A 20,455-nucleotide genomic window follows, 5' to 3' on the forward strand; every position below is an offset into this window, starting at 1 on the left:
GGACGAAGCCCCCGGCGGAGATAGCATCTGGCCACCCGCATCTACACACGGCGAGCGACCCGAGGGGGCCCGGAGCACGATGCCGGTAAAGGTCAGCGTCATCGTCCCGGTCTACAACCCGGGACGCTACATCGAGGACTGCATCGACTCTCTGCTCAGGCAGTCCCTCCCGTCCGACACGTACGAAGTGATCTTCGTCGACGACGGCTCCACCGACGAGACCCCGGCCCGGCTCGACGCCCTCGCCGCGGACGAGCCCCGGGTCAAGGTGATCCACCAGGAGAACTCCGGCTGGTCGGGCAAGCCCCGCAACGTCGGAATCGACGCCGCCCAGGGCGAGTTCGTGATGTTCGTCGACAACGACGACCACCTCGGCGACGAGGCCCTGGAGCGCATGTACGACTACGGCGTGGCCAACGGCGCCGACGTGGTCGTCGGCAAGATGGCCGGCCAGGGCCGTCAGGTGCCGGTGGAGCTGTTCCGCCGCAACCGGCCGCGCGCGAGCGTCGAGGACGCCCCGCTCATCGACAGCCTCACCCCGCACAAGATGTTCCGCCGGGCCTTCCTCGACGAGATCGGCCTGCGCTTCCCCGAGGGCAGAAGGCGGCTCGAGGACCACGTCTTCGTGGTGGAGGCCTATCTGCGCGCGGCCAACGTCTGCGTCATCGGCGACTACGTCTGCTACTACCACGTGCGCCGCGACGACTCCGCCAACGCGGGCTTCCAACGCTTCGACCCCGCCGGGTACTTCAAGAACCTGCGGGAGGCGCTCGACGTCGTCGAGCGGTACACCGAGCCGGGCCCGGTGCGCGACGGCCTCTACCGGCGCTGGCTGCGCGTCGAGATGGTCGAGCGGATGCGCGCCAAGCGTCTGCTCGCCATGCCCGACGACTACCGGCGCAAGCAGTTCGAGGAGATCCACCACGTCGTCACCGAGCGCTTCGGCCCCGCCGTCGCCGCCGGACTGCCCGCCACGCAGCAGGTCGTGGCATCCCTGATCAGCGCCTGCCGCTACGACGACCTGGTGGCCTTCGCCGAGTGGGAGGCGGGGCTCAGGCTGAGCGCCCGGCCCGGCACGCTCCAGTGGCGTGACGGCCGGCTCCACTTCGACTACACCGCCGAACTCACCTCCGGCGGAACGCCGTTGACGTTCCCCGGCAGCGGGGTCCCCACCCCGCTGGACGGCCCGCCCAAGAGCACCGAGGAGGCGATCGCCTGGGTGGGCACCGACACCGTCGCCCAGTTCGGGCACGCGACCCTCGACCTGCTGATGCGCGAACGCTCCAGCGCCGCCCAGTACTTCCAGCCGGTCGAGGTCACCCGCGAGATCGTGCCCGTCGAGGACAGCGGGCGCGTCCGCCTGGTGCTGCGCGCGACGGTCGCCTTCGACCCCGCCCGCGCGGTGGAAGGGGCGCCACTGCGCATCGGCCTGTGGGACACCTACGCCCGTGCCAGGGTGGGCGGTTGGAGCAAGGAGGCCCGCATCGGACCGGGCCCGCGCAAGGCCCGCGCCGCCACCTGCGCCGCCGTCGTGGGCGGGCACGTGGTCCTGCCGTACTGGACCGACCAGTACGGCCATCTCTCCCTGGACGTCGACCGCGCGAGCAAGCGGCTGGGACTGAGCGGGCTCTCCCCCGACGCAGTGGAGCTGTCGGGGAACCGGCTGCGCGCGCCGCTGCCGCTGCACGTGCCGGCGGGCACGGCGGTGCTGGTGCGGCTCACCTCGCCCGCCCGGTCGGTCGAGACGTCCGGCACGCTCTCCCCGGCCGGGGACGGGGCCGTGCTGGAGGCCGACCTGCCGGTCGCCGACCTCAGCGGTGCGACCTGGCGGACCGCGCTGTGCGCCGCGCCCGACGCCAGCGAGCCGCGCTTCCTGCCGCTGCCGCTCGCCCTGCGCGCGGACTCCCACACAGTGAAGGTGGCACGAGCTCCGCAGCCCTCGCCCCTGCGCCGGCTGGCCCGCAGGGTGCGGCGCAGGCTCGCCGTGGTACTCGGCCGGCGCACCGAACCCAAGACCCGAGCCGGAAAGGCGTGACAGCGTGCGATCACTGGGGATGGACGGTGCCTGGGCGCTCGAGCCCAAGGTCTTCCCGGACGAGCGGGGCAGCTTCCACGAGTGGTACCGCGGCACGGAGTTCCGCGAGGCCACCGGGTACGACCTGACGCTGCGGCAGGCCAACTGCTCGGTCTCCCGCTGGGGCGTGGTGCGCGGCCTGCACTTCGCCGACGTGCCGCCCGGGCAGGCCAAGTACGTGACCTGCGTGCGCGGCGCGATCCTCGACGTCGTGGTCGACCTGCGCGTCGGCTCGCCCACCTTCGCGCAGTGGGAGGCAGTGCGCCTCGACGACGGCAACCGCCACGCACTGTTCATCGCGGAGGGGCTCGGGCACGCCTTCATGGCGCTGACCGACGACGCCACCGTGGTGTATCTGACCTCGGAGGGCTACGCGCCCGAGCGTGAGCGCTGTGTGCATGCCCTGGACCCGGAGCTGGGGATCACCTGGCCCGAGGGCATCCGCCCGCTGCTGTCCCCGAAGGACGCCGAGGCCCCGACACTGGCCGAGGCGCAGCGGGACGGACTGCTGCCGTCGTACGAGGCCTGCACCGCCTACTACGCGAAGCTGCGCGGCGAGGTCAGCGACTGACCGCGTAGGGCTCAAGGGCCGAGCTCAGCGCCTTCCAGCCGCGGGCCCGGCTCAGGCCGCGGTTGCGGGCGCGGACCAGGGGCCGCCAGAAGTCGGCACCCATCAGCGTCTCCGGCTTGACCGCCTTCACGCGCTCCAGGACCGCCTCGGGGACCTTCTGCGGGTCGGGCACCTCGAACTCGGCCATGATCTCGTCGTACTTGTCCTTCAGCACGGTGCTCTTGGGGTCCGCGCCGAAGATGACGAGCTGGCCGGTGGGCTGGGTGTCGACCAGGACCAGTTCGAGGTCGGGCCGGTAGCGGGTCAGGATCTCGATGACCTTGTAGACGTCGCCGGTCCAGGCCGTGGTGTGCCGGTCGCGGGCCGCCTCGTCGACGCTGCGCGGCAGCATGTCGTCGAAGACGATCACGCTCGACCAGTCGGAGTGCTTCTCGATGTTCATGAAGTCCCGCAGCGCGAACTCGAACAGGTGCATGCCGTCGATGAACGCCAGGTCGAGCGTGGTGCGCCGCCAGTACCCGAGGGGGCTGCGGCCCCGGCGCAGGTTGCGCAGCGGGTGCCGGCCGCCGCGCAGGTACTGCAGCGGGTTGTCGCGGGCGAAGAAGTCGTCACTGGTCGCCTTCACCAGGTGGACGTCGCACTTGATCTCCGTGACCACCTTGAACGCGGGGTCGACCGCGATGCTGGGGACGCGCGACAGCGTCAGGCTGCGGCCGTCGTTGACCCCGATCTCCAGGTAGTTGCGGTTTGCGGTGACCTTGTGCAGTTCCCGCAGGAACTCATGGCGTTTCACGAAGGGACTCCTTGCGGATCAGTGGAAGAGCTTCGTGCAGGGCGGCCTGCCAGTCGCGCAGAGGCGGCAGACCGAGCTCCTGCCAGCGGCCGTGGGCCAGGGCGCTGTACGCGGGCCGGGGCGCGGGCCTGACGAATGCCTCGCTGCCCACGGGCCGCACCCGTTCGGGATCGGCGCCCAGGCCCCTGAAGACCTCGCGGGCCAGCTCGTACCAGCTGGCCTCGCCGGAGCAGGTGGCATGGAAGACACCGCGCACGCCGCGGCCCAGGTGCGGGCCCAGGTCGGCGAGGCGTGCGGCGACGTCCGCGCTCCAGGTGGGTTGTCCGCGCTGGTCTTCGACGACGTCGAGGGTGTCGCGGCGTGACTCCAGGTCGATCATCGTGCGGACGAAACTACGCCCGTGGACCCCGTAGAGCCAAGCGGTTCGCACGATTGCGCTCGATGTGGGCAGCTCCTTGGCCACGGCCTGCTCGCCGGCGAGCTTGGTGCGGCCGTAGGCGGTGCGCGGCGCGGTGGGTTCGTCCTCCGCGTACGGGGTGGTGGCGTCGCCCGCGAAGACGTAGTCGGTGGAGACGTGGATCATGCGGGCGCCGTGCGCCGCGCAGGCGCGCGCGAGGTTGCGGGGCCCGTCGCCGTTGATCAGCAGGGCCCGCTCCTCATCGGTCTCGGCGTCGTCCACCGCCGTGTACGCGGCGCAGTTGACCACCAGGTCGGGGCGGTGTTCGGCCAGCACCGCGTCGACGGCCGCCTGTCGGGTGATGTCCAGGGCGGCGCGGTCGAGGGCCACCACGTCCTCGCCGCGCCGGGCCAGCTCGTCGACCGTGTCCCGGCCGAGCATGCCGCCGGCTCCGGCAACCAGCCACCTCATGCCGACCGCCCCTTCAGGGGCTCCCACCAGGCGCGGTTGTCCCGATACCAGGCGACGGTGTCGGCGAGGCCGGTGGTGAAGTCGTGGCGCGGGTGGTAGCCCAGCTCGTCGCGGGCCTTGCTCCAGTCGACCGAGTAGCGCAGGTCGTGGCCCTTGCGGTCCGCGACGTGCTCCACGCGGTCCCAGCCGGCCCCGCAGGCCTCCAGCAGCAGGCCGGTGAGCTCCTTGTTGCTCAGCTCGGTGCCGCCGCCGACGTTGTACACCTCCCCCGGCCGGCCCTTGGTGCGCACGAGTTCGATGCCCTGGCAGTGGTCCTCGACGTGCAGCCAGTCGCGGACGTTGAGGCCCTCGCCGTAGAGCGGGACCTTCTTGCCGTCGAGGAGGTTGCTGACGAAGAGCGGGATGACCTTCTCGGGGTACTGGTGCGGCCCGTAGTTGTTGGAGCAGCGGGTCACGCGCACGTCCAGGCCGTGGGTGCGGTGGTAGGCCAGGGCGAGCAGGTCGGAGGACGCCTTGGACGCGGAGTACGGCGAGTTGGGGCTCAGCGGGTGCTCCTCCGGCCAGGAGCCCGACTCGATGGAGCCGTAGACCTCGTCGGTGGAGATGTGCACGAAGGGGCCCACCCGGTGGCGCAGGGCCGCGTCCAGCAGGATCTGGGTGCCCACCACGTTGGTCAGCACGAAGTCGGTCGCGCCGGCGATGGAGCGGTCCACATGGGACTCGGCGGCGAAGTGCACCACCTGGTCCGCCTCGCCCATGAGCTTGTCGACGAGTTCGGCGTCGCGGATGTCGCCCTGGACGAACTGGAGTTGGGGGTGATCGAGATCGAGGTTGTCGAGGTTCCCGGCGTAGGTGAGCTTGTCCAGCACGGTGATCCGCAGTCCCTCGGGTGCTCCGGAGGCCAGCAGGGTGCGGACGTAGCAGGAGCCGATGAATCCGGCGGCGCCGGTGACGAGGAGGTTCATGTGTGGATCTGCACCTTGCTGTGGTCTCCGAGCACGAGGCGGTGGGCGCTGGGCACATTGGGGGCGGGGGTCACCTCGGCGTGCCGGCCGATCAGGGAGTTCTCGATCCGGCCCACTCCGAGGATGGAGGAGTCGCGCAGCACGATGGAGAACTCGAGCTCGCTGTCGGTGATCCGGCAGTTCTCCGCGACGGAGGTGAACGGGCCGATGTAGGAGTCCTCCACCACCGTGCCCGCGCCGATCACGACCGGTCCGACGATGCGTGAGCGCACGATGCGCGCGCCCTCCTCCACGACCACGCGCCCGATCGCCTCGGAGTCGTCGTCGACCTCGCCGTCGATACGGCGGTCGAGGGTCTCCAGGACCGTGCGGTTGACCTCCAGCATGTCGACGACGTTGCCGGTGTCCTTCCAGTAGCCCTTGATGACGGTGCAGCGCACGTCGGCGTGGTCGTCGATCAGCTGCTGGATGGCGTGCGTGATCTCCAGCTCGCCGCGCCACGACGGCCGGATGGCGCGCACCGCGTCGTGGATGCGGGGCGTGAACAGGTAGACGCCGACCAGGGCGAGGTCGCTCTTGGGCTCCTTGGGCTTCTCCTCCAGGCCGACGACCTGGCCCTCGGCGTCGAGCTCCGCGACGCCGAAGGCGCGCGGGTCGGCCACCTTGGTGAGCAGGATCTGGGCGTCGGGCCGGTTGCGGCGGAACTCGTCGACGAGGGGGCTGATGCCGCCGACGATGAAGTTGTCGCCGAGATACATGACGAAGTCGTCGTCGCCCAGCCAGTCCCGCGCGATCAGTACCGCGTGGGCCAGCCCGAGGGGCCGCTCCTGTGGGATGTAGGTGATCTCCAGGCCGAACTTCGATCCGTCACCGACAGATTCCTGAATCTCCTCGGCGGTGTCACCCACGATGACACCGACCTCGGTGATGCCGGCCTCCGCGATGGATTCCAGTCCGTAGAAGAGCACGGCCTTGTTGGCCACGGGGACTAGTTGCTTGGCCGATGTGTGCGTGATCGGCCTCAATCGGGTACCGGCACCGCCGGACAGCACGAGAGCCTTCATCTGCTTCACCCTAGCGTCGATCACGGTAAGGCGAGCGTTTACAAGGTGGCATCTTGGTAAGGACCGTGCCGCCCCGCCGGCCCGTCAGGCAGCGGGTTCAGTCCTCGCCCCGCACGATGTTTCCTTCCTGGCCGTACTGGTCCGTCCGGGTCGCGTCGCCCTCGGGGACGGCCGGGATGCAGGTCCGCACGACGCCCTCGCCCCTCCGGCGCCGCGCCTTCGACCAGCCGGACTCGGGCCGGCGTATCACGAGCTTCACAGAGGTCTGCGCGGTCACGTTGACTCATCCTCTTCCCACATCGGTGCCCGGGCCTCGGGTCCCCAGCGCCGGCCGGCCGAAACCCCGTCCTCCCGGTGCGGCCCGGGGGCGCACGACGGCGCCGTACGGCGGACGCGCGTGCATCCGCCGTACGGCGCGGTGGAGTTCGCCGCGGGGCGCGGGACGTTCAGGCCGCGCCGAGGGCCGCGCGCAGAACGGCGACGGCCTGGGCGATGGCGCCCTCGGCGGCGCGGGTCTCCCGCAGGGCGTCGAGCATCACGAAGTCGTGGATGGCGCCCTGGTAGCGGACCGCGGTGACCGGGACGCCGGCCTCGCGCAGCTTGTTCGCGTACGCCTCGCCCTCGTCGCGCAGGACGTCGGCCTCGCCGGTGATGACGAGGGCCGGCGGCAGACCGGTGAGCTGCTCGGTCGTGGCACGCAGCGGGGAGGCGGTGATCTGGGCGCGGTCCGCCTCGTCGGTCGTGTACTGGTCCCAGAACCACTGCATGGCGTCGCGGCGCAGGAAGTAGCCCTCGGCGAACTGGTGGTAGGAGGGCGTGTCGAAGTTCGCGTCGGTCACCGGGTAGAAGAGCACCTGCTGGACCAGCCGCACGTCCCCGCGCTGCTTGGCCATCAGGGTCAGGGCGGCGGTCATGTTGCCGCCGACCGAGTCGCCGGCCACCGCGATGCGGGAGGCGTCCAGGTTCTTCGCGGCGCCCTGCTCGACGACCCACTTCGCGACGGCGTAGTTCTGCTCGATGGCGACCGGGTAGCGCGCCTCGGGCGAGAGGTCGTACTCGGGGAAGACCACCGCGGCACCGGTGCCGACGGCGAGTTCGCGCACCAGCCGGTCGTGCGTGTGGGCGTTGCCGAAGACCCAGCCCGCGCCGTGGATGTAGACGATCACCGGGAGGGTGCCGGCGGCGCCGGCCGGGCGGACGATGCGGGCCCGGACCTGGCCGGTGGGGCCGCCGGCCACGGTGATCCACTCCTCGTCGACCGCGGGCTTGGCGATCTCGCCGGACTGCACCTCGTCGACGGCCTTGCGGCCCTCGACGGGGCCGAGGTCGAAGAGGTACGGCGGGTTCGCGGTGGCCTCGGCGAAGGCCTGGGCGGCGGCCTCGAGAACGGGGCGGGGTGCGGTGGACATGGCGCCTCCTGGGACGTGGTGCCGCGCTCTGCGGCACACCTCGAACAGTAGCCCGCGATTAAGTCGTGCGCAACTAATCAGGGCAGTATCAGTTTGTGCTCGATACAATCGGACAGACCTGAACGATAGGGTGTGATCGCCGTGAACTGCACTCCAACCGGGAGCCACGCCGTGAGCCCAGCCGCAGCGGAACCGAGCGAGGGGTCGCTGCTCCTCGACGACCAGCTCTGCTTCGCCCTGTACGCCGCCTCCCGCGCCGTCACCGCGCGCTATCGCCCGCTCCTGGACGAACTCGGCCTGACCTACCCGCAGTACCTGGTCATGCTCGTGCTCTGGGAACAGGACTCGATCTCCGTACGGGAGCTGGGCGCCTCGCTCCAGCTGGAGTCCAGCACCCTGTCCCCGCTGCTGAAGCGGCTGGAGGCGAACGGGCTGCTGCGCCGCGAACGCCGTACGGACGACGAGCGTTCGGTCGCCATCCGGCTCACCGGGGCCGGGTCGCGGCTGCGGGAGAGGGCGGCCGCCGTCCCCCTCGCCATCGGCGACGCCATGGGCCTGACGCCTGAACAGGACGCCCTGGCCAAGCAGCTCCTGCGGCTCATCACGGCCAACGTCACGCCGCGCTGAGCGGGACCTCGGCCCACACCTGCTTGCCGCCGCTGACCGGCACCGTCCCCCAGGTGTCCGACATGGCCTCCACCAGGAGGATGCCGCGGCCGCCGGTGGCCTCCCAGCCGATGCTGGTCGGCTTGACGGGCGTACGGGGCGAGGAGTCCGCGACCGAGACGCGCACCCGGTTGTCCAGCAGCGTGAGATCGAGGCGGACCTGGCCGTCGGTGTGCACCAGGGCGTTGGTGACGAGCTCGGAGACGATGAGGAGCACGGCGTCGGCGTCGTCCCGGGACACGCCCCAGGCGCGCAAAGTGCGCCGGGTGAAGCGGCGGGTGTGCCCGACCGCCTCGGGGACGCGCCACACCGTCCAGCTCTCGCGCTGCGGGCGCAGCGCCATGCCGTCGTAGCGCAGCAGGAGCAGGGCGACGTCGTCGCTGCGGTGGGCGTTGCCGAGCAGGGCGTCGGCGACCTGGCCGAGGCGGGAAGGGTCGGCCTGGGACAGTTCGTGGGCGAGGCGCTCGAGGCCGTCGTCGATGTCGGCACCGGCGGACTCGACGAGGCCGTCGGTGGTGAGCGCGACCACGGTGCCGGGCTGCAGCCGCAGCACGCTGATGGGGAAGTCGGCCTGCGCGACCACGCCGAGCGGCGGTCCGCCCTCGGCGTCGGGCATGTGGGTGCTGCCATCCGGGTGGCGCAGCACGGGCGGCAGGTGCCCGGCGCGCACGTACCAGGCGGAGCCCTCCTCCATGTCCACGTCGACGTAGCAGCAGGTGGCGAAGAGGTCGGTCTCCAGGTCCACCAGGAGCCGGTTGGCGTGCGAGACGACCACGTCCGGCGGGTGGCCCTCCACGGCGTAGGCGCGCAGTGCCGTGCGCATCTGGCCCATGAGGGTCGCGGCCGCCGCGCTGTGGCCCTGGACGTCGCCGATGACGAGGGCGACGTGGTTGTCGGGCAGCGGGATGACGTCGTACCAGTCGCCGCCGACCTCCAGCCCCGCCGTGGTGGGCAGGTAGCGGGCGACGGCGACCGCGCCGGGCAGCTTGGGCAGCCGGCGCGGCAGCAGCTGGCGCTGGAGCATGCCGACGAGCTCGTGCTCGGCGTCGAAGGCGTGGGCCCGCATCAGGGCCTGGCCCGCGAGCCCGGCGGAGGCGGTGAGCAGGGCGCGTTCGTCGGGGCCGAAGTCGTGCGGGGTGTCCCAGCCGATCAGGCAGGCGCCTGCCATGCGGTTGCCGGCGGGCAGCGGCAGGACGGCCAGTCCGCCGGGGCCGACGTCGGCGAGCGCGGGTTCCAGGGGCGTGCCCGCGGGCCAGATGTGGGCGCGCCCCTCACGTAGCGCGGCGGCGAGGGTGGGCATGGCGCGCACGGGCGCGTCGGGCCACTCCGAGCGCCACTCCAGGCGCCACAGCTCGGGCCAGGACTCCGGTTCGGGCGGGTCGAGGACCGTCACGACGAGCCGGTCGCCCTCCAGTTCGGCCAGCGCGATCCGGTCGGCCTGCAGCGGCTTGCGCAGGGCGGCGACCACGGCCTGGCTGACGTCGCGGACCGTGCCCGCGGTGGCGAGCATGGCCGCGAGGCGCTGCACGCGGGCCACGTCCGTGACGTCGGAGCGCAGTTTGGAGGCGTCCGCGACCGTGCCCTCCAGCCGGGCGGGCTGCCCGTCGCCGCCGGGCACCAGACGGCCGCGCAGCCGCAGCCACAACGGCGGGCCGGAGGGCTGCAGCACCCGGAACTCCAGGTCGCGGTCGCCAAGGGCCAGGTGGTCGGCCTCGACCACGGACATCAGCGCGGGCAGGTCCTCGGGCACGGTGAGGCCCAGCAGGGTCTCCACCTTGCCGTCGAACTCGGCGCGGGTGAGGGCGAACAGCTCCAGGATGTCGTCGCCGACCGCCACCCGGCCGCTGTCCATGGCCAGGCTGAACGCGTTGGCCGGCAGCTCGCCGCTCTCGGGGGGCCGGGCCGGGGCCGGGCAGCCGACGGCGTCGGCGATCAGCTCCAGGCACTTGCGGTCCTCGGTGCCGAAGCCGTCGGGCCGCTCGCTGACGGCCAGCAGACAGGCGCGGCCGCCGTCGCCGTCCCCGGGCACGGGCAGCACCGTGAGGAAGAAGTCCCGCGCCTGCGCGCCGGCGCCCGCCTCCTCGGGACCGAGCGAGACCGGGCTGCCGGAGCGATGGGTCTCGGCCACGGGGGAGTTGCCGGCCCGGGGATAGGTCTCCCGCAGGCCGAACAGTGTCCTCGGCACACCCGCCGACTCGCCGAGACACAGCAGGTCGGCGTCCTCCCCCGGCGCGTACACGGCGACGAAGGCCGCCGAGGCGAAGACGAGCGCCTGTTCCAGGACACGGCGCACCCGATCGGGTGAAGCCGGACCGGAGGTGAGCGCTTTCAGGGCATCTTCGGCACGCAGCGTTCCAGATCTGCGTCCCTCAGCGCCCTCACTGACCACGTCCGTATTACAGCGCGTATGCGACGCGTGCGCAGCCCCTGTGCGCATTCCGTGCGGCTTGCCGGACTCGCCCGGTCGAAACCCGCCGAACATGAGTTGACGCATGCGTATCGCACGGTGTTCTGGTGACACCCGTGACTGTCCCGCCCCACCGCCCGGCTGGAAATCTCGATGCCGGACCACGGAGGGGGACGTATGGACAAGCGGTACGAGGTGTACGCGCTCGCCGACAGACACTTCTACGAGACGCCGGACCGGCTCGGCACGGCCGGGCGGCAGGACGCGCCCTGGTTCGCCACCGCGCGCCGCCCGGTGCCGGAGGGCTGGGCCTCGGCGCGGACCGGCGACTGGCTGATGCTGCAGCCGCTCGGCGCGGACGGGAACCCGGAGCCGGGTCCGGCCCAGGGCTGGAAGGTCCACGCCTCGGCCACGCGGCACGACGCGGAGCGCATCGCCGCGGCCGTGTGGGACTACTGCGTACCGCGCCGCATCCCGTTCAAGTTCGTACCGGCCCCGCATCTGCTGCATCTGCGCAACGCCAAGTACGCGGGCCGCGACACCAGCGGCAAGTTCGTCACCGTCTACCCGGCCGACGAGGACCGGCTCCACCAGGTGCTGCGTGAACTCGGCACGCTGCTGGACGGGTTGGCGGGCCCGTACATCCTCACCGACCTGCGCTGGAACGACGGTCCGCTCTACGTCCGCTACGGCGCCTTCGCCCGCACCTTCACCGTCGACGAGCGGGGCTCGCTCGTGCCTGCGGTGCGCGACGGCGAGGGCCGGCTGGTGCCGGACCGGCGCGCGCCGTCCTTCCAGGTGCCGGAGTGGGTGACGCTCCCCGCCTTCCTCGCACCGCAGTTGGCGGCACGCAACACCACGACGGTGGGCGACCTGCCGTACCGCATCGAGAAGGCACTGCACTTCTCCAACGGCGGCGGCGTGTACGCGGGCACCGACACCCGCGACGGGCGCAAGGTCGTCCTCAAGGAGGGCCGGCCGCACGCGGGGCTGGCCGCCGACGGCGCGGACGCGATCGCCCGGCTGGAGCGCGAGAAGCAGGCGCTGGAGCGGGTGGCGGGGACCGGTGTGGTGCCGGAGGTGCGGGACTGGTTCGTCCTCGGCGACCACCGCTTCCTGGTCATGGACTTCGTCGAGGGTCGCACGCTCAACTCCTTCTTCGCGGAACGCCATCCGCTGCTCACGCCGGACCCGGACCCGGACGCCGTGGCGGAGTACACCCGGTGGGCGGTGCGCATCCACGGGGCGGTCGAGCGTGCGGTGGAGGCGGTGCACGCACGGGGCATCGTCTTCAACGACCTGCACGTCTTCAACATCATGGTCGCCCCGGACGAGGAGTCGGTCTTCCTGCTCGACTTCGAGGCGGCGGCCCCGGTCACCGACAACGGCCGCCAAGTCGTCGCCCACCCGGGCTTCTTCGCCCCGCCCGACCGCACCGGCACCGCCGTCGACCGCTACGCGCTCGCCTGCCTGCGGCTCGCACTGTTCCTGCCCGTCACCACCCTGTTCGTGGTCGACCGGGCCAAGGCGGCCCATCTGGCCGAGGTGATCGCGGAGCAGTTCCCGGACGTGCCGCGCCAGTTCCTGGACGAGGCGGTCGCCGAGATCACCCGGGGACCGGGACCGGGCGCCCCCGCGTACGTGCGGCCCGCCGACCGGCCGCACAGCCGCGACTCGATGGTCAGGGCGATCCTCGCCTCGGCCACCCCGGAGCGCGACGACCGGCTCTTCCCGGGCGACATCGCCCAGTTCTCCGACGGCGGCGGCCTCGGGCTCGCGTACGGCGCGGCCGGTGTGCTGTACGCGCTGGCCGAGAGCGGGGCCGAGCGCTACGAGGAGGGCGAGCGCTGGCTGCTGGCCCACGCGGACCCACCGCCGGCCGGCACACCGCTCGGCCTGTACGACGGACTCGCGGGCGTGGCCCACGTGCTCGACCGGCTCGGCCACCGGCAGCCGGCCCTGGACCTGATCGAAATCGTCCTCTCGGAGAAGTGGCAGAGCCTCTCCTCCGACCTCCAGGGCGGTCTGGCCGGACTGGGCCTGGTCCTCGGCGAACTGGCCACCGGCACGGGCGAGTCGGAGCTGCGCGAGAGGGCGGCCGAGGCCGCGGATCTCCTCGTACGGCGGCTGGACGAGCCGCGCCCCGAGAAGCGCAGGCGGCGGGCCGGGCTGCTGCGAGGAGCGGCCGGTCCCGCGCTGTTCCTGCTGCGGCAGTACGAACGCACCGGTGAGGAGCGGCTGTTGGCGGCGGCCCGCGAGGCGCTGAGCCGGGACCTCGAGTGCTGCGTCGTGCAGCCGGGCGGCGGCGGCCTGGAGATCGACGAGGGCTGGCGCACGCTGCCCTACCTCGGCGACGGCAGCGCCGGACTGGGCATGGTCCTCGACGACTTCCTCGAGCGCACCGACGACGCGGAGTTCGACAAGGCGCGCGCCGGCATCCTCACCGCCGCCACCTCCCGCTTCTACGCCCAGCCCGGTCTGTTCCAGGGCCGCGCCGGACTGATCCTGCACCTCGGCCGCACCACCCATCCGGACGCGACCGCGCGGCGGCTCGCCGAGCAGATCGACGGGCTCGGCTGGTTCGCGATGGCCTACGAAGGCCGACTGGCCTTTCCCGGACACCAGATGATGCGGCTCTCCATGGACCTCGCCACCGGCACGGCCGGCTGTCTGCTCGCGCTCGACGCGGCCTGCGAGGGCAGCGCGCACCTGCCGTTCCTGCCGCCCCTGCGGCGGCTCCCACGACTCGGCTCCGCGACCTGACGGAGTCGTGACCCAACCCCGTCCCCACGGATGGACACCCTAGGAAGGACACCACCATGGCACTCCTCGACCTGCAGACGATGGAATCCGACGAGCACACCGGCGGCGGCGGCGCCAGCACCGTCAGCCTGCTCTCCTGTGTCAGCGCGGCGAGCGTCATCCTCTGCGTCTGACGGAGACCGCGCACCCAAGGCTCCGGGCGGTCCGCTCCCGCGAGGGACGGGCCGCCCGGGGCCCTGCGGGCACCCCTGCGACCCGGATGCGAGGCAGCGGCCGTATGACGACCATGACGACGCCTGCCGCGGATGCCGCCACGCCGCCGCAGTCGGCCCCCCGCTTCGGCGGGGCCCGAAGTGCGGCCCTGTGCCTGGTGGGTGCGGCCTCCACCGGCGCCGGCCTGCTCCTGCCGGCCGCGCTCGGCCGCACCCTCGACCTGCTGCTGGCCCACTCCCCCGCGACCCGCTGGGTGCTGTGCTGTGCCGGCCTCGTCCTTCTGACCGTGCTGCTCGACGCGGGCGAGACCGTGCTCGGCGGCACCGTCGACGCGCGCACGACGGCCTGGCTGCGGCGGCGGCTGACGGGCCATGTGCTGGCCGTCGGCCCGCGCGCGGCGGCCCGTTTCGGGCCCGGTGACCTGGTCGCGCGGTTCGTCGGCAACGCGTCCCAGGCGGGCACGGCGCCGGCCGCCCGCGCCCTGCTGTTCGCCGCGTTCGCCGGTCCGGTGGGCGGCGTGGTCGCGCTCGGGCTGATCGACCCGTGGCTGGCGGCCGTGTTCCTGGCCGGTGCACCCGTGCTGACCCTCCTGCTGCGCGGCCTCGCCCGGGACACGACCCGCTGCGTGGCCGACTACCAGCGGGTGCAGGGCAGGATCGCGAGCGCGCTCACGGAGGCGGTCGCCGGTCACCGCACCATCGAGGCGGCGGGCCGTGCCCGCCGGGAGGCGGCACGGATCCTGCGGCCGCTGCCGGACCTGTCACGCGCGGGATGCCGCATGTGGCGGGTGCAGGGACGGGCCGCGGCGCAGGCCAGCACGGTGGCGCCGCTGCTCCAGCTCGGCATCGTCGCCGTGGCCGGACTGCTCCTCGCCCGGCACCGGCTGTCGGTCGGCGAGGTCCTGGCGGCGTCCCGGTACGCGGTCCTGGCGACCGGAATCGGCGTGCTGGTCGGCCAGTTCGCGACCCTCGCCCGGGCCCGGGCGGCCGCCGGAAGGCTCGACGAGGTCCTCTCGGAGCCGGCCACCGCCTACGGCGACCGCCGGCTTCTGCCGGGCCCGGGGCGCCTGGAACTGCGCGGCGTGACGGCCCGGCGCGGCGGCCGCACCGTGCTCGACGGCGTCGACCTCGTCGTCCCCGGCGGCACCACGCTGGCCCTGGTCGGCCGCTCCGGCACGGGCAAGTCGCTGCTCGCCGCGCTCGCCGGCCGGCTGGCCGACCCGGACGCGGGCGAGATCCTGCTGGACGGCGTCCCCCTGCGCGACCTGAGCCACGCCGAACTGCGCCGGGCCGTCGGCCACGCCTTCGAGCGTCCCGCCCTGCTCGGCACGACCGTCGAGGACGCGATCGCCCTCGGCCCGCGCCCCCTCTCCCCCGCGGCCGTCCGTGAGGCGACCCGGCTCGCGTGCGCGGACGACTTCGTTCGGCGCCTGCCAAACGGCTACGCCACCAGGTGCGCCGACGCCCCGCGTTCCGGCGGCGAGTCCCAACGCCTGGGCCTCGCGCGCGCGTTCGCGCACGGCGGCCGCCTGCTCATCCTCGACGACGCCCTCTCCAGCCTCGACACGGTGACGGAGGCGCAGATCACGGACGCCCTGCTGGCCCACGGCACCCACGGCACCCGCCTGCTCGTCGCGCACCGGGCGGCCACGGCGGCCCGGGCGGACGCGGTCGCGTGGCTGGACGGCGGACGGGTGCGGGCGGTGGGCACGCACGCGCGACTGTGGCGGCTGGCCGGCTACCGGGCGGTGTTCGGGGACGGTGGTGCGGCATGACCGGCGGGCCGCGGCGGCAGCCGGGCCGCGACGGGCTTCGTGCCCGCGGCCTGCGCTTCCTGGGGGCCCGCCGCGGGGTCCTCCTCCGGCTCGGCGGCTGGTCCGTGCTGGAGACCGGGCAGACCTTCCTCACCGGGTACGCCCCCGCGCGCGCCCTCGACGCGGGATTCCTGGCCGGGCGGGTGGACGTCGGGCTCGCCTGGCTCGGGGTGGCGGCGCTCGGGGTCGTCGTGGGGGCGTACGGGACCGGGCGGGTCTACGGCGCCATGGCCGCGCTGGTCGAGCCCCTCCGGGACCGCCTTGTGGAAAGGGTCGTCGACCGCGGTGTGCGCGAGGGCGACGGCGGAGCGCTGTCGGGCCTCACCCAGCAGGTGGAGATCGCGCGGGAGACCTTCGCCGGACTGGTGATGGTGTCGCGGTCGTTCGTGTTCACGGCCGTGGGTGCGCTGGCCGGGCTGTTCTCGCTCGCCCCGATGCTGCTGGCGGCCGTGGGCCCAACGCTGGTGGCCGGAGTCGCCCTGTTCGCGGCGTCGCTGCGGCCGCTGGCCCGCCGGCAGGAGGCGTTCCTCGTCGCCGACGAGGCCCTGGCCGACCACCTCGGTGCCGTCTGCCCGGGGCTGCGGGACATCACCGCCACCGGCGCCGAGCAACGGATCGCCGCCGGCACGGCGGAGTACGTCGACGCCGAGCTGCGCGCGGCCCGCTCCCTCGCCCGCTGGGGCGTCGTACGGGTCGCGGCGCTCGCGGTCGGCGGCCACCTCCCGATCGTGCTGCTGCTCGCCGCCGCCCCCTGGCTCCTGTCCCACGGCGTGACCGCGGGCGCCCTGGTCGGCGCGCTCGCCTACGTGACCCAGTCCCTCCTGCCGGCGCTGGGCAACCTGGTCCACGGCCTCGGCACGAGCGGCTCACGCCTGACGGTGGTCCTGCGGCGCCTGGCGCCGGCGCCCGCGCCGAAGACGCCGCCGGAACCGGTCGGACACCCCCGGGAGGACTCCCCCGCCCTCTCCCTCGCCTCCCTCACCTTCGCCTACGGCGCGGCGGCGACCCCGGTGCTGGAGGACCTCGACCTCTGCCTGGCCCCCGGCGCCCATCTGGCCGTCGTCGGCCCCAGCGGGATCGGGAAGTCCACGCTCACCGCGCTGGTCGCGGGACTGCTGGAGCCGCGTCACGGCACGATCCGCATCGGCGGGATGCCGGTTCCCTCCGCGGCGGCCGCGCGGTCTCGCGTGCTCATCCCGCAGGAGGCGTACGTCTTCACCGGCACCCTCGCGGAGAACCTCGCCCACCTGCGGACGGACCCGGTACCCGAGGCGGAACTGCTCGCGGCGGCCGACGCCGTGGGGCTCCGTCCGCTGCTCGACGCGCTCGGCGGGCCCGGCGCCCAGGTCGACCCCGCGGCGCTCTCCGCCGGCGAGCGGCAGCTGATCGCGCTGACCCGGGCCTATCTGTCGGACGCTTCGCTGGCCCTGCTCGACGAGGCGACCTGCCATCTGGATCCGCAGGCCGAGGAACGCGCCGAGCGGGCCTTCGCGCGGCGGCCGGGCGGCACGCTCGTCGTCGTCGCGCACCGCATCAGCTCGGCCCGGCGCGCGGACCGGGTGCTGGTCATGGACGGGCGGGGCACGGCGTACGGCACCCACGACGAACTGCTGGAGAGGTCGCCGCTGTACCGGGAGCTCGTCGGCCGCTGGATGTCCGGGCCGCCGGACGCGGCCCTGCCCGGGACTCCGTCAGAGCCAGCCCTCCCCCTGCGAGATCCGGATCGCGTCGATGCGGTTGCGGGCGCCAGTCTTGCGGGTGATGGCCGCCATGTAGTTGCGCACGGTCCCGTGCGAGAGATGGAGGCTGCCCGCGATCTCCGCGACGGAGGCGCCCTCGGCGGCCAGGGACAGCACGCTCAGCTCGCGCCGGGTCAGTGGCATCTCGGCGGCCTTGAGGAAGCCGTAGCCGAGCGAGTCGTCGACGAATCGTTCCCCCGAGGCGACCCGCCGGATCCCCCGCACCAGGTGGTCCGGTGAGCCCTCCTTGTCCACATAGCCGGTCGCGCCGGCTTCGATGGCCCGCTTCAGCAGGCCGGGGCGGTGTGCGCTCGCCAGGACGAGAAGCCGCGGCCGTATCTCGTCCTGGCCGCGTAAGCACAGGTCGCCGAGTGGGGGGACGCCGTAGGTGTCCGCGGCCTCCAGATCCGCCGCGCACACATCGGGGCGCAGCAGCCGCGCACGGCCGTGGGCCCCCCGCCACGGCGTGTCCTCCACCCGCAGGTCCGGCTCCCTCCGCAGCCACTCCGCCAGCACCGATCGCACCAGACACGCATCGTGCACCAGTAATACCCGGATCACAGCCCGCCCCTCGTTTCCCGTTCGCCGGTCTGATTAGTGGTGAACGCGTGCCCATTCCTGGCGTCCGCACCACCCGAGGGGCGCGAAGTTCCGGCCATTGCGGGGCTCGGGGGCGCACGCCCGGCGTTCGCGCACCACCGCGCGCAACGACCGAGGGGGAATGGTTCCGGGCCAGGGGGGTACGCACCCGTTCTTCACCGTCTCGGGGCACTCCTGCGCCCGTCCGCGGTACCGGCCCAGCGCCCGGTGGCACCGCTCGCCGTGCGCGAGCGGCCGTCACGGGGCAGATTTAGTCCCTGGGACCCGTCGCCCGGCCGTGCGAGGAGGTGGTCGGCGTGTCCGACGGGCAGAGGTCCGTACAGGCGCCGGCGGCCGCGAGAACGCGCGTCGGCCGGCCACTGCTGTCCCTGGCGCTCGCGTCGATGATGGACGAGGTCCACGCGCACTCCGGGGCGGTGTATCTGCTGGCGCCCGACGAACCCGTGCTGGAGATGGCCGTGATGGCCGGGCTGCCCCGCGCCTTCGCCGCTCCCTGGGAGCGGGTCGGGCTCAGCGCGCCGATCCCGGTGGCCGACGCGCTGCGGGAGCGGCGGCTGGTGTGGGTCGGCGGCGAGCAGCAGATGGCGCGCAGCTATCCCCGCATCTCGGTCGTGCTGCCGTACCACTTCTCGCTGGCGGCGCTGCCGGTGGCGACGGAGTCGACGGCGTACGGCGCCGTCTTCGTCACCTGGCCCGGCGCCCATCCGCCCGAGCTGTCGGACCGTGAGCGCGAGCATCTGACCGCGGCCTGCGGCCGGCTCGCGCTGCGGCTGGAACGCGCCATGGAGGACAGCCGCCCCGTGCTGCAGGAGCCCGATCTGCTCGGCGTGCCGGCGGTGAGCGGTGCGGCGGGCTCGCTCGGCTCGGTGGAGGCGGCCCGTATGGTGTCGCGGCTGCCGTACGGGCTGTGCTCGCTCGATCTGCACGGCCGGGTCAGCTTCGCCAACGCGGCGGCGGCCGAGCTGATCGGGCTGCCGGTCAGCCGGCTGCTCGGCACCCAGCTGTGGGCGTCGGTGCCCTGGCTCAACGACCCCGTCTACGAGGACCGCTACCGGGGCGCGCTGCTCAGCCAGCAGACCATGTCGTTCGTGGCGCTGCGGCCGCCCGGCGACTGGCTGTCGTTCCGGCTGTACCCGAGCACGTCCGGGCTGAGCGTCCGGGTCACCCGCGCGCGGGCGGTGTCGGAGATGCACAAGGCCGCCCCGCAGCCCGGCGACGCCCCCTCCCGGCTGGTCACCATCTCCCAGGTGCTGACCCTGGCCGGGGCGCTGACCGAGGCGGTGGGTGTGCAGGACGTGGTGCAGCTGGTCGCGGACGAGATCGCGCCCGCCGTGGGCAGCCAGGCGCTGGTGATGCTCGGCTCACGGGCGGGGCGGCTGCATGTGCTCGGGCACCGCGGCTACGAGGAACCGCACCTCGTGGAGCGGTTCAACGGGCTGCCGCTGGCGGAGCCGACGCCGGGCACGCACGCCCTCAACACCGGGGTGCCCGCGTTCTTCGACTCGCAGGAGCAGCTGGAGCGCCTGTATCCCTCGCGGCACGCCACCCCCGACGGCTTCGCGGCCTGGGCCTATCTGCCCCTGGTCGCCTCGGGGCGGCCGGTGGGGACGTGTGTGCTCGCCTACGCCGAACCGCACGCGTTCCCCGCCGACGAGCGGGCCGTGCTGACGAGTCTGGGCGGCCTGATCGCGCAGGCCCTGGAGCGCGCCCTGCTCTACGACGCCAAGCACCAGCTGGCGCACGGCCTGCAGGCGGCGCTGCTGCCCCACTCGCTGCCGTCACTGCCCGGCCTGGAGGCGGCGGCCCGCTACCTGCCCGCCACGCACGGCATGGAGATCGGCGGCGACTTCTACGACCTGGTCCCCTCCCAGGGGGTGGCCGCGGCGGTGATCGGGGACGTGCAGGGGCACAACGTGACCGCGGCCGGCCTGATGGGGCAGATCCGTACGGCCGTGCGCGCCTACACGACGGTCGGGCAGGCCCCTGAGGAGGTCATGCGCAGCACCAACCGGCTGCTGATCGACCTCGGCGCCGACCTGTTCGCGAGCTGCCTGTACCTGCGGCTCGATCCCGCGCGCGGGCGGGCGGTGATGGCGCGGGCGGGACATCCGCCGCCGCTGCTGCGCAGGCCCGGGGGGCAGGTGCGGGTGCTGGACCTGGCCGGCGGTCCGCTGCTCGGCATAGACGGCGGCGCCGTGTATCCGACGACGGAGGTCGACCTAGCGCCCGGCTCGGTGCTCGCCCTCTACACCGACGGGCTGATCGAGTCCCCCGGCACGGACATCGAGGACGCGCTCGCCGGGCTCGGGGAGCGGCTGGCCGAGGCCGGGGAGCTGCCCCTGGACGAGCTCGCCGACCACCTCGTACGGCACAGCCCGGCCGCACGCGACCGGCTCGACGACGTGGCGCTGCTGCTCCTCAGGGCCCGGCCGCAGGCCTGAGGGCCGGGCGCCCGGACGACGCGGTCCGGCCCTCCCGCCGGAGGGCCGGACCGTTCACCGTCGACCTGG

15 protein-coding genes and 1 pseudogene are annotated in these 20,455 nt (G+C 73.4%); 8 read left to right on the plus strand and 8 right to left on the minus strand.

The window, feature by feature from the left end; translation table 11 throughout:
• The first annotated feature begins 79 nt into the window (after window positions 1–79).
• Together ACFU97_RS37840 and rfbC are read left to right on the plus strand one after the other, a co-directional pair.
• Window positions 80–2,035 carry a glycosyltransferase family 2 protein gene (locus tag ACFU97_RS37840; RefSeq protein ID WP_384265569.1) on the plus strand — a complete coding sequence of 652 codons (1,956 nt, stop codon included), beginning with the start codon at window positions 80–82 and terminating at the stop codon, window positions 2,033–2,035.
• Window positions 2,036–2,039: 4 nt separating this feature from the next.
• Window positions 2,040–2,645, plus strand: coding sequence for a dTDP-4-dehydrorhamnose 3,5-epimerase (rfbC, locus tag ACFU97_RS37845; protein ID WP_384265570.1), 606 nt, complete (start codon window positions 2,040–2,042; stop codon window positions 2,643–2,645).
• Here rfbC and ACFU97_RS37850 read toward each other — a convergent pair.
• The 6 genes from ACFU97_RS37850 to ACFU97_RS37875 all read right to left on the minus strand — a co-directional run bounded on the left by ACFU97_RS37850 (window position 2,635) and on the right by ACFU97_RS37875 (window position 7,744).
• Complete coding sequence (locus ACFU97_RS37850) at window positions 2,635–3,438, minus strand: class I SAM-dependent methyltransferase (protein ID WP_384265573.1); 804 nt, start codon at window positions 3,436–3,438, stop codon at window positions 2,635–2,637. The two genes, rfbC and ACFU97_RS37850, sit on opposite strands and share 11 nt — an antisense overlap.
• Window positions 3,425–4,306, minus strand: a complete 882-nt coding sequence (gene rfbD / locus ACFU97_RS37855) for a dTDP-4-dehydrorhamnose reductase (RefSeq protein WP_384265576.1) — start codon at window positions 4,304–4,306, stop codon at window positions 3,425–3,427. The genes ACFU97_RS37850 and rfbD overlap by 14 nt, the downstream gene beginning before the upstream one ends.
• Window positions 4,303–5,271: a dTDP-glucose 4,6-dehydratase gene (gene rfbB / locus ACFU97_RS37860; RefSeq protein ID WP_384265578.1), complete on the minus strand. Its 969-nt coding sequence runs from the start codon at window positions 5,269–5,271 to the stop codon at window positions 4,303–4,305. Before rfbB ends, rfbD begins: the two co-directional genes overlap by 4 nt.
• Window positions 5,268–6,335, minus strand: coding sequence for a glucose-1-phosphate thymidylyltransferase (locus ACFU97_RS37865; protein WP_384265581.1), 1,068 nt, complete (start codon window positions 6,333–6,335; stop codon window positions 5,268–5,270). The genes rfbB and ACFU97_RS37865 overlap by 4 nt, the downstream gene beginning before the upstream one ends.
• A gap of 97 nt (window positions 6,336–6,432) precedes the next feature.
• A complete protein-coding gene (locus tag ACFU97_RS37870) occupies window positions 6,433–6,612 on the minus strand; it encodes a hypothetical protein (protein WP_384265583.1) in 180 nt (59 codons plus the stop codon).
• Between the two features lie 169 nt (window positions 6,613–6,781).
• On the minus strand, window positions 6,782–7,744 hold the full coding sequence (locus ACFU97_RS37875; RefSeq protein WP_384265585.1) for an alpha/beta hydrolase: 963 nt from the start codon (window positions 7,742–7,744) through the stop codon (window positions 6,782–6,784).
• Between the two features lie 171 nt (window positions 7,745–7,915).
• Here ACFU97_RS37875 and ACFU97_RS37880 point away from each other — a divergent pair, with 171 nt between their 5' ends.
• Entirely contained in the window at window positions 7,916–8,371 is a 456-nt protein-coding gene (locus ACFU97_RS37880; protein WP_384265588.1) for a MarR family winged helix-turn-helix transcriptional regulator, read from the plus strand.
• Here ACFU97_RS37880 and ACFU97_RS37885 read toward each other — a convergent pair.
• Window positions 8,358–10,847 (minus strand): SpoIIE family protein phosphatase, encoded by a 2,490-nt coding sequence (locus ACFU97_RS37885; protein ID WP_384265683.1) that lies wholly within the window; start codon window positions 10,845–10,847, stop codon window positions 8,358–8,360. The two genes, ACFU97_RS37880 and ACFU97_RS37885, sit on opposite strands and share 14 nt — an antisense overlap.
• Before the next feature lie 147 nt (window positions 10,848–10,994).
• Between ACFU97_RS37885 and lanKC the strand changes: the two genes are divergently transcribed.
• The 4 genes and pseudogenes from lanKC to ACFU97_RS37905 all read left to right on the plus strand — a co-directional run.
• Window positions 10,995–13,580, plus strand: a complete 2,586-nt coding sequence (gene lanKC, locus ACFU97_RS37890) for a class III lanthionine synthetase LanKC (protein ID WP_384265591.1) — start codon at window positions 10,995–10,997, stop codon at window positions 13,578–13,580.
• A gap of 56 nt (window positions 13,581–13,636) precedes the next feature.
• Window positions 13,637–13,753 (plus strand): SapB/AmfS family lanthipeptide, encoded by a 117-nt coding sequence (locus ACFU97_RS37895; RefSeq protein WP_384265593.1) that lies wholly within the window; start codon window positions 13,637–13,639, stop codon window positions 13,751–13,753.
• 104 nt (window positions 13,754–13,857) lie between these two features.
• Window positions 13,858–15,567: an ABC transporter transmembrane domain-containing protein gene (locus ACFU97_RS37900; RefSeq protein WP_384265595.1), complete on the plus strand. Its 1,710-nt coding sequence runs from the start codon at window positions 13,858–13,860 to the stop codon at window positions 15,565–15,567.
• 473 nt (window positions 15,568–16,040) lie between these two features.
• Window positions 16,041–16,991: pseudogene (locus ACFU97_RS37905) on the plus strand (ATP-binding cassette domain-containing protein); the annotation flags it as partial.
• 306 nt (window positions 16,992–17,297) lie between these two features.
• Here the strand turns inward: ACFU97_RS37905 and ACFU97_RS37910 are convergent.
• Complete coding sequence (locus tag ACFU97_RS37910) at window positions 17,298–17,906, minus strand: LuxR C-terminal-related transcriptional regulator (RefSeq protein ID WP_384265597.1); 609 nt, start codon at window positions 17,904–17,906, stop codon at window positions 17,298–17,300.
• A gap of 335 nt (window positions 17,907–18,241) precedes the next feature.
• On the opposite strand from ACFU97_RS37910, the gene ACFU97_RS37915 reads away from it, so the two are divergent.
• Window positions 18,242–20,386, plus strand: coding sequence for a SpoIIE family protein phosphatase (locus tag ACFU97_RS37915; RefSeq protein WP_384265599.1), 2,145 nt, complete (start codon window positions 18,242–18,244; stop codon window positions 20,384–20,386).
• The last annotated feature ends 69 nt before the right edge of the window (window positions 20,387–20,455 follow it).

Origin of the sequence: Streptomyces sp. NPDC057616, assembly GCF_042800575.1 — a bacterium.
Taxonomy (GTDB): domain Bacteria; phylum Actinomycetota; class Actinomycetes; order Streptomycetales; family Streptomycetaceae; genus Streptomyces.